We start from the raw sequence: 13,379 nt of genomic DNA, 5'->3' as shown, positions 1-13,379 counted from the left end.
CTTATCCGTCAAGCGGAACGGATTCGTTAGACGGATAGATCAGTCTTTGAAATCGAAAGAAAGTTGAAGAGGAACAAACGAAGAATGAGGGGATTCCGTTTCGGCATTCTTCAGCGTTAAGCCCATCAAGCGTATCTTACGCTCTTCAATATCCTCGACCGTCGACAGTAACTCCTGTCCCAATTCAAACAACTGCTCGAAGGTTTTTATATACTGATCCACCGTTTTACTACGGGTGATAATGGTAAAGTCAGCATATTTTATTTTCAGTGTAAGCGTTTTTGCGAAAAAACGGCGTTTCTCGGCACGGCGTTGTACCTCATGGGCGATCTCATCGAGAGCCCCCAATAAATCCACAACTTCATACAGATCTTCCGAAAACGTGTTTTCCGCTCCTAACGATTTGCGTATTCTGTCGGGCTGCACTTCCCGTTCGTCGATTCCCCGAGCGAAGTGGTAATAACTGCTGCCCGCCTTTCCGAAAAGCCGCGTCAGGTCCGGTTCACTCCATTGTTTAAGGTCGTATCCGGTTTTGATTCCGTGATCTTTCATTCGTGTGGCCGTAACTTTCCCCACACCGAAAAACCGTTCGACCGGTAGTTTTTCAACAAACGCTTCGGCCGCTTTCGGCGGTATTATATAAATTCCGTCGGGTTTATGATAGTCCGAAGCGATTTTAGCCAGGAATTTGTTAAAAGACACGCCGGCGGAAGAGGTGAGATGAGTCTGAGCATAAATCTTTCGCTTTATTTCTTTTGCAATCAGTGTGGCGGATGCCGCCCCCTTTTTGTTGACCGTTACATCGAGGAACGCTTCATCGAGTGACAAGGGCTCTACTTTATCGGTGTATTCGTGGAAAATATGCATAATTTGTTGTGACACCTCGCGATATACGTTAAAACGGGGCGCAACAAAAATCAGTTGCGGACACTTGCGCAATGCCGTAACCGATGCCATTGCCGAACGCACCCCATAGCGTCGCGCCTCGTAACTCGCGGCCGCGACGACACCGCGTTTCCCGCTATAGCCAACGGCGATGGGCTGGTGACGCCATTCGGGATGGTCGCGTTGTTCAATGGAGGCATAAAAGGCATCCATGTCGATATGGATTATTTTACGAATCACTCTTGCAAATGTAAACGAAATTTGTTTAAACACAAAACTTTAGAAGTTTATTGTGCAAATCGCAATCCGCTCCGCCCAACCCGTTTAACGGCTTTCCGCCGTTTGACGGATAAAAAACGAATCTGTCGCAAGTGTGGCTTCCGGAGCGGATATATTGCGCCAAGGGGCGATTTAGAAACGATAAAAGCAAATTCTATAAGAAACAATTTTATTTTTAGCGCATAATTCATATTATTATAGTACTTTTGTGGTCAATAATTAAAAAAGAAAAGAGATTTACTACATGGAGCAGTTAAGCTACGCGTTGGGGATGAGCATGGCATCCAATTTAATTCATTCGGGACTGCATACGATAGACGTACCGTCGTTCGTAAAAGCGTTTACCGAAATAATGGAAAATCAGCCCGCCTCCATGAGCGCAGAACAGGCAAATCAAATCATTGAAAGTTATTTTCGTAAAAAACAAGATGAAATGCAGACGGAAAATCTACAAACCGGACGTGCTTTCCTGGAAGAAAACAAAAAGAAAGAGCAGGTAGTCACATTACCGAGTGGATTGCAATATGAAGTGCTGGCCGAAGGAAATGGCGAAAAGCCCAAAGCAACCGACAGGGTACGTTGTCATTACCACGGAACGTTGATCGACGGAACGGTTTTCGATAGTTCGGTACAACGTGGAGAACCCGCTGTCTTTGGGGTCAACCAAGTCATCAAAGGATGGGTGGAAGCGCTGCAACTAATGTCGGTTGGCTCGAAATGGCGCTTATATATTCCGTCGGATCTGGCTTATGGAAACCAAGGCGCCGGTTCGGTTATCCAACCGAATTCCACTCTTATTTTCGATGTGGAATTATTGGGTATAGAATAACAGACTTCACACATTCAACCAATAAACATAGATATTAATATTAATAAGAAACAAAATGAAAAGAAAAAATTTAGTAGCACTTAGCGCATTCGCTGTTTGCGGAATACTGATGGTTTCTTGTGGAGGCGGTTCTACGCCAAAGACTTCGTTGAAAAATGCAACAGATAGTTTGTCGTATGCCACAGGAATCAATTTAGCCGATCAAGGGGGCTTGGCCCGCTTCTTGGAACAACAAGGTATTCTTCAGAGCTCATCTAACATCGAGTATGATTATCAGATGAGAATATCCGCTGCAACCGACTCGGTACAAAAACAAGCGTTACAAAAAGAACTCAACGCCAAGATCGACTCGGTTAATAAGGTGAATGCTCCGAAATTGAACGATTTTATCCGTGGATTGAAAGAAGCTCTTAAAGGCGGAAAAGAAAAATCGGCTTACATCCAAGGGCTAAGCATCGGAACGCAAATTGCGGAAAGCATGCTGCCGCAATTTAATGAACAACTTTTCCCCGGCGATTCGACGAAGAAAGTAAACGAAGACCAACTCTTAGCCGGCTTGCTCGGAACGTTGAAAAATGAAAAGTTGGCTATCGATAAAGCCGAAGCAGGTCCTTTCGTAGAAAATAAAATCAAAGAAGCGCAGGAAAGCCACTTAAGAGAACAATATAAAGACAGTATTGCCGCCGGTGACGCTTTCATGGCCGATAATGCCAAAAGAGAAGGGGTCGTCACATTGCCCAGCGGATTGCAATATGAGATTGTGAAAGAAGGTTCGGGTGCCGTTCCAACGGATACCGACCAAGTGAAAGTGCACTATCATGGTACGTTGATCAACGGTACCGTATTCGATAGCAGCGTCGATCGCGGCGAACCCGCCGTATTTGGCGTAACGCAAGTGATCCCGGGATGGACTGAAGCGTTGAAGTTAATGCCGGTCGGATCGAAATGGAAATTGTATATTCCCTATAACCTGGCGTATGGCGCGCAAGAAAGACAGGCGATTAAACCGTTTTCTAACTTGATCTTCGACGTTGAATTGATCGATATCGAAAAGAAATAAACGATACATTATTATACACGTGTTGATAAAGAGGCTTTCCTGCAAAGGAAGGCCTCTTTCCGTGAAAGCGCTTTTTATTTTATTTTTCACGCTTTCGGTGGTCGTATCTTCTCCGGAAAAACAAAAAAGGCAGGAGCACCGGTTGAGGGGCTCCTGCCTTATACCTAAAAAGAACGATTATTTCTTCGCCTCTTCGGCAAAATAGTTATAGAATAATGGGATAGTACGTATCCCGTTGTAGAATTGTTCCAGGGGATAGTTCTCGTTGGGGGAATGAATGGCATCCGACCCCAACCCGAAGCCCATTAATACTGATTTCACGCCGAGTATTTCCTCGAAGGCGGCGATGATGGGGATGCTTCCCCCTGAACGCACCGGCACGGGTTGTTTGCCGTATACATCGGTATACGCTTTTTCCGCGGCCTTATAGGCGGGGAGATCGATGGGACACACATAGGAAGGCCCTCCATGCAGATAGGCTACTTTCACGTCCACCGATTTCGGGGCAATCGATTCGAAATATTCCGCAAACAGTTTCTCAATTTTCGTGTAATCCTGATTGGGTACCAGCCGGGTGCTTATTTTCGCATACGCTTTGGAGGGGAGAATCGTTTTGGCGCCCTCGCCGGTATAGCCGCCCCATATGCCGCATACATCGAAAGAGGGGCGGATACCTGCCCGTTCATTGGTCGTATAACCTTTTTCACCGGCGAGCTCTTTCACGCCGATCGATTTTTTATACTCTTGCAACGAGAAAGGTGCCTTAGCCATCAGCGAACGCTCTTCCTTCGACACCTCCACGACATCGTCGTAAAAACCGGGAATAAGAATGCGTCCCTCATCGTCGAGGGTTTGCGCAATCATCTTCGCCAACACATTGATCGGATTGGCGACGGCGCCTCCGTAAATTCCGGAATGCAGATCGACGTTAGGCCCCGTTATTTCCACTTGCCAGTAAGCGAGTCCGCGAAGCCCTGTGGTGATCGACGGCACATCGGGGGCAATCATCGACGTGTCGGATACGAGGATGACGTCTGTTTTCAGTAACTTCTTATTTTTTTTGCAGAACTTAGGGAGATTGGGCGAGCCGATTTCTTCTTCCCCTTCAATCAGGAACTTCACATTGCACCGGAGTTTCCCCGATTGCACGAGATATTCAAACGCTTTGGCATGCATAAAACTCTGGCCTTTGTCGTCGTCAGCCCCTCGAGCCCATATCTTTTTGTCTTTTACTACAGGGTCGAACGGGTCGGTATTCCATAGTTCCAGCGGATCTACCGGCATCACGTCCATGTGTCCGTATACCAAAACCGTCGGCGCCTTCGGGTCGATGATCTTCTCTCCATACGTCACCGGGTTGCCGTCGGTCTTCATGACTTCAGCTTTATCGGCCCCCGCAGCTAAAAGGAATTCTTTCCATTTTTCGGCGGCTTTGTACATATCGTCTTTGTGTTCGGGCAAAGAAGAGATAGAAGGAATGCGGATCAATTCGAACAATTCGTCGAGGAAGCGTTGTTTATGAGCTTCTACATACTCGTTAATTTCTTTCATTGTGATGTTGTTTTAGGATTTAATGACGTAAAACTACAAAATATTTTTGTTTATGCCTGAGAAATCTTCATAAATGTTATACCTTTGCAAGACGAAAAGGAAAGCTGCCGGAGTGGTCGATCGGGCTTGACTCGAAATCAAGTGTACGGGTAACTGTACCGGGGGTTCGAATCCCTCGCTTTCCGCAGAGAAGAAAAGAGATTTGAGGCGACACCAATCGATTTATTTTGCTATCTTTGCACCCAGAGCAATCGAGTTTTTAGTGTATCTTTCTTCACAATGTTTTGCTCCGTCGTTGAGAGACGGAGTTTCCCATCGTCAAAATTGACATCCTATCAAACTTTTTGTTTGCGCTATTCAATCGATCGTCAGAAGGTAAAGCCTCCGGTTATGCAGGTGCGTGCGTATCTGTCGGTTGGCGCCGAAAGGCAAAAAAAATAAAAAAACGACTGTTGCCGTAACCGCGAACAGTTTTATACAAATATATGACATTTAAAGAATTAAACTTAATAGAGCCGCTATTGAAGGCTTTAGACGAAAAAGGATATACGGTTCCCACACCGATACAACAACAGGCCATTCAGCCGGCCCTCGATAACCGCGACTTATTGGGATTGGCCCAAACCGGTACCGGCAAGACGGCCGCCTTCGCGCTGCCTATTATACAGCAATTGTACATTCAAGGGGTAGAAGGTCGAAAAAGACGCATTCAGGCCCTGATATTAACACCTACCCGCGAATTGGCTATTCAGATTAACGAAAGCCTGAAGGATTACACGCCGTATACGGGTATCCGGCACTGCGTGATTTTCGGCGGTGTGAAGCAGCATACACAGGTAAGGCAATTGAATGCCGGCGTAGATATATTAGTGGCTACACCGGGGCGGTTGCTCGATTTGATGAATCAGGGCATTGTCAATCTGAGTTCCGTTCGCCATTTTGTGTTGGACGAAGCCGACCGTATGCTCGACATGGGGTTTATTCACGATATCAAACGTCTGTTGCCCAAACTTCCGAAGGAAAAGCAAACCCTTTTCTTTTCGGCAACCATGCCGCCTTCTATCGCGAGCCTGTCGCGTACCATCTTGCGTAATCCGGTAAGAGTGGAAGTCACCCCCGTTTCGTCGGTGGTGGACACCATCCGGCAATATATTTACTATGTGGAAAAGAAAGAGAAGAAAGACTTGCTCATCGAATTGCTCAAGAAGAACAAAGAGACGTCGACCCTCATCTTCTCCCGTACAAAACATGGCGCCGACAAGATTGCTCGCATCCTGTGCAAGGCCGGAATAGGAAGCGCCGCCATTCACGGCAATAAATCGCAAAATGCCCGCCAGCGGGCCTTGTCCGACTTCAAAGCGCATGAAATACAAGCGCTGATTGCGACCGATATTGCCGCCAGGGGAATTGACATCACCGATTTGGAGTTGGTGATTAACTACGACCTGCCCGATGTCGCCGAAACGTATGTGCACCGCATCGGACGCACGGGCCGGGCCGGAAACAAAGGTACGGCACTCACGTTCTGTGCCGACGAGGAAAAGCCCATGCTGAAAGATATTCAAAAATTAACCGGCGAGAACCTTATGGAGGCTAGCTAATGGGTATAAAAATGCAGTTTCACATTAAAAAAATAATAAGTTTCAACGATAAATATGGCTAAATCAAATTCATTTAACAAAAGAGAAATAGAGAAAAATAAGCAACAGAAGAGAAAAGAAAAACAACAACGAAGAGAAGAGCGAAAGAACAATCCGACCAATTCGTTTGAGGATATGATCGCTTATGTGGATGCCAACGGCGTCATCACCGATACCCCTCCCGATGTCACCGCCCGGGAAAAAATAGATATAGAGGATATCGTTATTTCCACTCCCAAAAAGGACGAGGAGGAAGAGACCGCCTTAAGGGGACGGGTAGAGTTTTTTAATGCCGATAAAGGCTATGGCTTTATCAAACAGATCGGTAGTGTAAACAAGTATTTCTTTCACATAAGCAGCGCCCCGGCTACGATTGCCGAAGGAAACGCCGTGACGTTCGAACTGGAACGGGGGCCCAAGGGCATGAATGCCGTCAATATCGCGTTTGAGGATTAGCTCTTTTTTTGAGAGTAACTCGATAAGCGTTTTTCAGGAGAATGAGGTAACACGCAAAACTTTCCTACCGGGTAGACTGTTTTTTTAAAGAGAAAGAAATGAGATATGGAATCTCTTCAATTAAGGATTAAGCAGATGAATAATTAAAAATAAAATGAGACGAAAACTGTTTTTAAGCGCATTCCTCGGCGTTTTTCTGTGTGCATCCGCCCAAACGGAACGCCCGGTGCTGGATATTATGCTCACGAATTACGATTATCCGTATGACGTCGGCTATCTCGATTTTACAAGTCAGCAGCAAAATGTAAAAATGGCTTATATGGATGTTCTTCCGGAGCATCCGAATGGAAAAACGATTGTTTTATTGCATGGGAAGAACTTTAACGGCGCTTATTGGAAAACGACCGTCGCGGCGTTGGTAAAAGAAGGTTATCGCGTGGTTGTGCCCGATCAGATAGGTTTTGGTAAATCGTCGAAGCCGGCCGGTTATCAGTATACGTTCCAACAATTGGCCGGAAACACCAAGGCGGTTCTGGATAAGTTAGGCATTCAGAAGGTCTTTTTATTGGGGCATTCCATGGGCGGCATGTTGGCGGTGCGATTCGCCGTGATGTATCCCGAAACGGTAGAGAAGCTGATCCTGGAGAATCCGATCGGATTGGAGGATTGGAAACTTGTCGCCCCGTACACGTCCATCGATGAGAACTATCAAAAGGAATTGAAAGTGAGTTACGAAACGACGAAGAACTATCAGTCGCGGTTTTATTACGACAATCGCTGGAAGCCCGAATACGACGAATGGGTTTATCTCCTTACGGGTTGGACGAAGCATCCTGATTATTCCCGTGTGGCGATGAACAATGCCCAAACGTCGGACATGATCTTTACACAGCCGGTCGTGTACGAATTTTCTTCCATTCAAGCGCCGACATTACTGATTATCGGTACGCGCGACCGCACGGCTATCGGAAAGGATAATGTGAAAGACGAGGCTATACGCGAGCGGATGGGCCAATACCAACTCTTAGGCAAAGAAACACAACGAAAAATACCGGGATCCCGGTTGGTGGAATTGGACGATATAGGGCATTTGCCGCATATCGAGGCCTTCGACCGGTTTATCGAACCGCTTATCGGCTTTCTGAAAACAAATTGATCGGCTATGAGGTCATCACGCCGTTTAGCCATTAATTCCAACCGGTGGGAGTATTCGTCGAACCGGTCTTGTTTTTCTTATCTTCGGCACTCACCACTCACAAATTAGTAATTAGTAATTAGTAATTTGTAATTACCATCCACCATTACATCAGCTTTTTCTTCTTAAAATAGATAAGAATGATGACGACCGACACCACCATCAGGATGATAGCAAAAGGGTACCCCCATTTCTCTCCTAACTCAGGCATAAAGCTGAAGTTCATCCCGTAAATGCTGGCAATGAGTGTGGGCGGCATGAAGATAACCGATACGATAGTGAAAATCTTGATGATATTGTTCTGTTCGATGTTTACATACCCCAAAAACGTATCCTGCAAGTAATCGAGCCGGTCGAAGCTGAAATTGATGTGTTCGATGAGAGAGTTGATGTCTTTGATAATCATCGATAACTTCGGTTGCAGCTCTTTCGGGATAAAATCGCTTCGCAACATGCTCGACACGGTGCGTTGCTTGTCGATGACGTTCTCGCGGAGCATCATCGTCTTTTCCTGTAAGTTTTTGATTTCGTTCAGCATGTTTCTATCGGCACCCTGCATGTTGAGACTGTTACTCAAATGGGTGATTTTTTGCGTCATGTTCTCGATCATGTCCGCGTCGAATTCCACCCGGGTTTCCAAGAGCGCCACCAACACGTCGGCGCCGGTGGGATAATTCTTTGGGTTGGCCGATATTTTTTTAACGGTTTCATGGAATGAGATCAATTCCTGACTTCGCACCGTTACCAGAATATTGTTTTTAAGAATGAAAGATACCGGGTCGCTTTCGAAATTCGATAAAAGGAAGTTTGAATTGATGACCAGCGTATCGTTCGTCTCGATATAGCGTGACGAAACCTCGATTTCAATCATTTCTTCCTCTTCCTGAATGTAAATTTTGAGAAAGTCTTCGAGTTCGTTTTCAATTTCCTCATCCACATCGTTCAGGTCGATCCAAAGAAAGCTCCCGATGGGGTTCGATTTCAAAAAATCAAGGCTGCGGCTTAATCTGATAATGCCGTTTTTGTGATAAAAGAGTTTGATTTCCGCCATGACGTCGGTTTTTTAATCGTGAATAAATCCGTTTTCTTTCCTGTTTGGCGGCCTTGTTTTTTACAAGGCGCTGAGCAGATTGGTCAAATGCTCGAATTGTTCTACCGAGAGTTGCTCCGGACGTTTGTCTAGCAAGGGCTCGTCGGGTAAAGAATGTTCTTTAGGAAGCAGCGATTTGATAGAGTTCCGGAGCATCTTTCGCCGTTGGTTGAAGCACGTTTTTACCACTCGTTTGAACAGGGTTTCGTCGCAATTCATTTCTTTCCGGTTGTTCCGGACAAGCCTGACCACACCCGATTTGACTTTCGGCGGAGGGATGAAAGCCTGTTCGTTTACTGTAAAAAGATAATCAATGTCGTACCACGCTTGCGCCAGTACGCTCAGTATTCCGTATGTTTTGCTTCCCGGAGGGGCTGCCAGGCGTTCGGCAACCTCTTTTTGCAGCATCCCCGAACAGCATATCACAAGCTCTTTATACTCGAGTACTTTAAAAATAATTTGCGAGGAAATATGATAGGGATAGTTCCCGATCACACAGAATGGGGAGGAGTACAATTGCGAGAGATCCATTTGCAAGAAGTCGTCGCGAAGGATTTTCCCGTCCAGCATAGGGAAGTTTTGTTCCAGATAAGTAATCGACTCGGCATCGATGTCGACAACCGTCACATCGCGTTCGGGCCCGACCAGAAAGCGTGTAAGCATACCCGTGCCGGCCCCCACTTCCAACACAGGAAGGTGGCTGAATCCGTCGAGGGTGGCGGCTATTCGCTGCGCGATACCCTCATCTTTCAGGAAATGCTGTCCCAGATTTTTCTTTGGCCTTACCGAGATCATTGTTTTTTATCGATTATTCCTTATCTTTACGTCCGCAAAGGTAATATTTTATTAAATAAATGACGTAATACGTTTTGTAAAAAAACAGAAATACCCGTCACTTCACCGAGAGCGTCGCTCCTCTCACCGGGAGAGGCGCTCTTCTTCACCGGGGGGGCGCTCCAAACGCTCCCTTGCGTAAACGAACGGAACATATGAATAAAAAGTCCATAAAGAATATATTCAAAACGCTGTTGTCCCTGCTCTTGGGGCTGGCTATCATTTGGCTGCTCTATCGCAAGACCGATATGCAGGAACTGTGGAGCATTGTCAAGTCGGCTCATTTCGAGATTATCGCCTTTTCGCTCATATTCGGTCTAGCCGGCAATATCTTGCGGGGGCTGCGTTGGGAGCTGCTTATCAACTCTTTGGGGTATTATCCCGCGCGGGCAAGCATTATCTATGCCACGCTGGGAAATTACGCCGTGAACTTTTTGTTGCCCCGTGCCGGTGATTTCTGGCGCTGCGGAGTGGTGAGCAAATACGATCAGATCCCTTTTTCTAAAACATTCGAGACGTATCTGGTCGACCGTGTGCTCGATTTGGTGGCGGCCATGGTGGTGGTGGTGATAAGCATCATCCTCTATGTCGATTTCTTTATCAGCTACTTCGAAACCAATCCGCATTATGCCGAGAACATCGTGAACCTGTTTCGATCGGTGTGGATTTATGTGCTGGGAGGCCTGTTGATCTTCGGCTGCATCCTATTGTTCACCGTGTTTAAAGACACCCCTTGGATGAAGAAAGTGAGAGGTTTCTTTGTGACGTTGAAGCACGATATGAAGTTAATTGCCAAAATGAAAAAGAAAAATCAGATAATAATCTATACGATTCTTCTCTGGTTGTCTTTTTATTTGTACTTTTACATTTGCTTTTACGCATTCGACTTTACGAAACACTTGGGGCTTTTGGCCGGATGGATCGTATTTGCTATGAGTAATATCGGTGTGGCAGTCCCTGTACAAGGAGGCATCGGAGCCTGGCACTTCATGGTCATTTCATCGTTGGTAATATTAGGCGTACCCTATGATCAGGCCGGAGCCTTTGCCGGAACGGTCTTCACCATCCAATCGGTATGGGTCATCCTCTATGGGGTATTCGGCGTATTGGCCATGCCCTACGTCAAAAGAGGTGTGAATGGTGAGGTATGAAGGATGAATTATGAGTTATGAATGAAGTCAAAAGACGAAGGTCTAATGTCTAAAGACTAAAGACAGATGGCCGGGTTAAAGCGGTCGTCATGGCGGACGTGACCAGCAATCCCCTAAAATACGAGGGGATTCCGCATCGAGTACGGAACGATGTTAGACTTTCGACATTCGACTTTCGTCCGGCGACTAACAACTAAAAACTAACAACTAAAAACTAAATAGTATGTCAACAACTGAAATTCTACAACTGAATCCCCAGAATGTATGGAAGCATTTTCATGCATTTACGCAAATTCCCCGCCCCACAGGGCATATGAAAGAGATTGCGAAGTATGTAGTGGATTTCGGAAAATCGCTTCACCTCGAAACCTCTCAGGACAAGGTGGGCAATGTTTTAATCCGTAAACCCGCGTTCAAAGGCTACGAAAGTGCGAAAACCGTCATTTTGCAGTCGCACATGGATATGGTGCCGCAAAAAAATACCGGCATGGCGCACGATTTTCTGAAAGATCCCATCGAAACGGTGATCGACGGCGAGTGGGTAAAGGCCCGAGCTACCACTTTGGGGGCAGACGACGGCATCGGGTGCGCCATGATGTTGGCTGTGCTCGAAGATGATTCGTTGAAACATCCTCCGCTCGAGGCGCTCTTTACTGTCGACGAAGAGGTCGGTATGGATGGAGCGAACGGCTTGCAAAAAGGATTCATTGAAGGCAGCATCCTCATTAATCTCGATACGGAAGAAGAGGGACAACTATGCATCGGCTGTGCCGGCGGTCTGGATGTGAATATCTCATTCGACTTCACGCCCGACCAATCGATTCCTCATAAAGACGTGGCGTATAAAGTCTCCCTTAGCGGGTTGAAAGGCGGCCATTCCGGCACCCAGATCCATTTGGGACGCGCCAATGCCAATAAACTCATGAACCGTTTTCTAAAAGAAGCGGTCAAAAATTACGAAGCCCGTTTGGCCGAAATTCATGGCGGGTCGTTGCGCAATGCCATTCCCCGCGAATCGGTGGCTGTGGTGACCGTGCCCAATCAGTTGTCCGACGATCTGGAGGACTTGGTGTTGGAATACGAGTCGCTCTTCCGCGAAGACTTTGCCGGTATCGAAGACGGCATTTCCTTTGTAGCGGAGAAAGTAGAGTTGCCTTCGGCGCTTATTCCCGAAGAGGTGCAGAATAACCTCATCCATGCGGTGGAAGGATGCCCGAACGGTGTGATCAGCGACTTAGCCGATTTCCCCGGAGTGGTAGAGAGTTCTTTGAACCTCGCGCTCGTCAAATCATCCGAAGATACCATCGAAGTGAAATTATTGGTACGCAGTTCTTCGGAAAGCCGTAAAGAATGGGTATCCTCGGCGGTCGAAAGCGTGTTCTCGCTGGCGGGAGCCGATGTCGAATTCGATAGCGACTATCCCGGATGGCAGCCCGATGCGCATTCCGAACTGCTTCATGTGATGGAAAGAGCGTACTTGGAAAAGTATGGCGAGAAACCGCAGGTGATCGTCATCCACGCCGGATTGGAATGCGGCATTATCCAATCGAACGTGGAGCAAAAACTCGATATCGTTTCTTTCGGCCCCACCATTACGGGCGCACATTCGCCTGACGAGTCCGTCAAGATCGATAGTGTGGAACGTTCGTATGACTATCTCGTGTCGATATTGGAACAGCTCAAATAATCATCTTTTATTGTTTTCATGGCAATGGATAACACCCTTATCGTTTACGCTTCCCGTCATGGCACGGTAAAGAAAAGCGCCCGTTACCTGTTTCAGTTAATGAGCGGGAAAGTGGATATCTGTGATCTGAAAGAAAGGAATGTCCTCCCGGATATCTCCACATACGATACGGTGATTATCGGAGGCTCCATTCATTGGGGAACCATCCAGCCGGTGGTGGCCGAATTTTGCCGGCTAAACCTCGAAGAATTGAAGCGTAAACGTTTGGGTTTGTTTATCAATTGCTTGTATTCGGGAGAAAAGGCTCAGGAAGAGCTGAACCATGCTTTTCCTGAAGAACTGAACGAGGTGGCGGTCGCCCGTGATTATTTCGGGGGCGAATTGGAAAATCTATCTTTTTGGGAGCGATTCATTACATCGCAGTTAGTCCTGAAAGAAGAACTGATGGTGGCATTATCCAAAGAAAAGATAGAAAAGTTTGCAGAAAAAATCAATTCCGACGGTGAAAAATAAAAAACATATTTGGCTTCCCGCCGTATTGGTGGTGTATACATTGTCCATGGCTGTTATAGCCTATCCCCGCTATCAGCAGTCGGGCACCCTGAATGAGTTTTTCAGCATAGTCGGCGGTTGTCTTGTGATTGCCGTCGTATTATTTTTGATATTAAAACGCCGGCAGAAACTGCGCGACCGACACCCGTAGCAGCCTCCCTTCTAACTCT

The 13,379-nt window shown here is 46.6% G+C and carries 13 protein-coding genes and 1 tRNA gene; 10 read left to right on the top strand and 4 right to left on the bottom strand.

Annotated features, from left to right (window positions below; translation table 11 throughout):
* Positions 1-39: 39 nt before the first annotated feature.
* Positions 40-1,125 carry a DNA polymerase IV gene (dinB, locus tag ABNK31_RS14960; RefSeq protein ID WP_418893258.1) on the bottom strand — a complete coding sequence of 362 codons (1,086 nt, stop codon included), beginning with the start codon at positions 1,123-1,125 and terminating at the stop codon, positions 40-42.
* A gap of 283 nt (positions 1,126-1,408) precedes the next feature.
* On the opposite strand from dinB, the gene ABNK31_RS14955 reads away from it, so the two are divergent.
* Together ABNK31_RS14955 and ABNK31_RS14950 are read left to right on the top strand one after the other, a co-directional pair.
* Positions 1,409-1,993, top strand: a complete 585-nt coding sequence (locus tag ABNK31_RS14955) for an FKBP-type peptidyl-prolyl cis-trans isomerase (RefSeq protein ID WP_418893257.1) — start codon at positions 1,409-1,411, stop codon at positions 1,991-1,993.
* Between the two features lie 55 nt (positions 1,994-2,048).
* Positions 2,049-3,053 carry an FKBP-type peptidyl-prolyl cis-trans isomerase gene (locus tag ABNK31_RS14950; protein ID WP_418893256.1) on the top strand — a complete coding sequence of 335 codons (1,005 nt, stop codon included), beginning with the start codon at positions 2,049-2,051 and terminating at the stop codon, positions 3,051-3,053.
* Positions 3,054-3,230: 177 nt separating this feature from the next.
* Here the strand turns inward: ABNK31_RS14950 and ABNK31_RS14945 are convergent, their stop codons facing one another.
* Positions 3,231-4,604 (bottom strand): dipeptidase, encoded by a 1,374-nt coding sequence (locus ABNK31_RS14945; protein WP_418893255.1) that lies wholly within the window; start codon positions 4,602-4,604, stop codon positions 3,231-3,233.
* A 98-nt stretch (positions 4,605-4,702) separates the two neighbouring features.
* Between ABNK31_RS14945 and ABNK31_RS14940 the strand changes: the two genes are divergently transcribed.
* From ABNK31_RS14940 to ABNK31_RS14925, 4 genes are all read left to right on the top strand, one after another.
* A tRNA-Ser gene (locus ABNK31_RS14940) sits at positions 4,703-4,789 on the top strand.
* A 300-nt stretch (positions 4,790-5,089) separates the two neighbouring features.
* A complete protein-coding gene (locus tag ABNK31_RS14935) occupies positions 5,090-6,205 on the top strand; it encodes a DEAD/DEAH box helicase (protein ID WP_418893254.1) in 1,116 nt (371 codons plus the stop codon).
* Positions 6,206-6,259: 54 nt separating this feature from the next.
* Positions 6,260-6,700: a cold-shock protein gene (locus ABNK31_RS14930; RefSeq protein WP_418893253.1), complete on the top strand. Its 441-nt coding sequence runs from the start codon at positions 6,260-6,262 to the stop codon at positions 6,698-6,700.
* 154 nt (positions 6,701-6,854) lie between these two features.
* On the top strand, positions 6,855-7,856 hold the full coding sequence (locus tag ABNK31_RS14925) for an alpha/beta fold hydrolase (RefSeq protein WP_321579689.1): 1,002 nt from the start codon (positions 6,855-6,857) through the stop codon (positions 7,854-7,856).
* Between the two features lie 145 nt (positions 7,857-8,001).
* Here the strand turns inward: ABNK31_RS14925 and corA are convergent, their stop codons facing one another.
* On the bottom strand, positions 8,002-8,946 hold the full coding sequence (gene corA, locus ABNK31_RS14920) for a magnesium/cobalt transporter CorA (RefSeq protein WP_418893252.1): 945 nt from the start codon (positions 8,944-8,946) through the stop codon (positions 8,002-8,004).
* Positions 8,947-9,006: 60 nt separating this feature from the next.
* Positions 9,007-9,780 (bottom strand): 16S rRNA (adenine(1518)-N(6)/adenine(1519)-N(6))-dimethyltransferase RsmA, encoded by a 774-nt coding sequence (rsmA, locus tag ABNK31_RS14915; protein ID WP_418893251.1) that lies wholly within the window; start codon positions 9,778-9,780, stop codon positions 9,007-9,009.
* A gap of 194 nt (positions 9,781-9,974) precedes the next feature.
* Here rsmA and ABNK31_RS14910 point away from each other — a divergent pair, with 194 nt between their 5' ends.
* The 4 genes from ABNK31_RS14910 to ABNK31_RS14895 all read left to right on the top strand — a co-directional run bounded on the left by ABNK31_RS14910 (position 9,975) and on the right by ABNK31_RS14895 (position 13,360).
* Complete coding sequence (locus ABNK31_RS14910; protein WP_418893250.1) at positions 9,975-10,970, top strand: lysylphosphatidylglycerol synthase transmembrane domain-containing protein; 996 nt, start codon at positions 9,975-9,977, stop codon at positions 10,968-10,970.
* A 223-nt stretch (positions 10,971-11,193) separates the two neighbouring features.
* Positions 11,194-12,657 carry an aminoacyl-histidine dipeptidase gene (locus ABNK31_RS14905; protein WP_418893249.1) on the top strand — a complete coding sequence of 488 codons (1,464 nt, stop codon included), beginning with the start codon at positions 11,194-11,196 and terminating at the stop codon, positions 12,655-12,657.
* An 18-nt stretch (positions 12,658-12,675) separates the two neighbouring features.
* A complete protein-coding gene (locus ABNK31_RS14900) occupies positions 12,676-13,170 on the top strand; it encodes a flavodoxin domain-containing protein (RefSeq protein ID WP_321578901.1) in 495 nt (164 codons plus the stop codon).
* Entirely contained in the window at positions 13,160-13,360 is a 201-nt protein-coding gene (locus ABNK31_RS14895) for an LPXTG cell wall anchor domain-containing protein (protein ID WP_418893248.1), read from the top strand. Before ABNK31_RS14900 ends, ABNK31_RS14895 begins: the two co-directional genes overlap by 11 nt.
* The last annotated feature ends 19 nt before the right edge of the window (positions 13,361-13,379 follow it).

It is taken from the genome of Limibacterium fermenti, from assembly GCF_041902845.1.
GTDB lineage: Bacteria > Bacteroidota > Bacteroidia > Bacteroidales > Dysgonomonadaceae > Limibacterium > Limibacterium fermenti.
The sequence above is the reverse complement of the archived record's forward strand: the minus strand, read 5'-3'. Positions and strand labels throughout refer to the sequence as shown.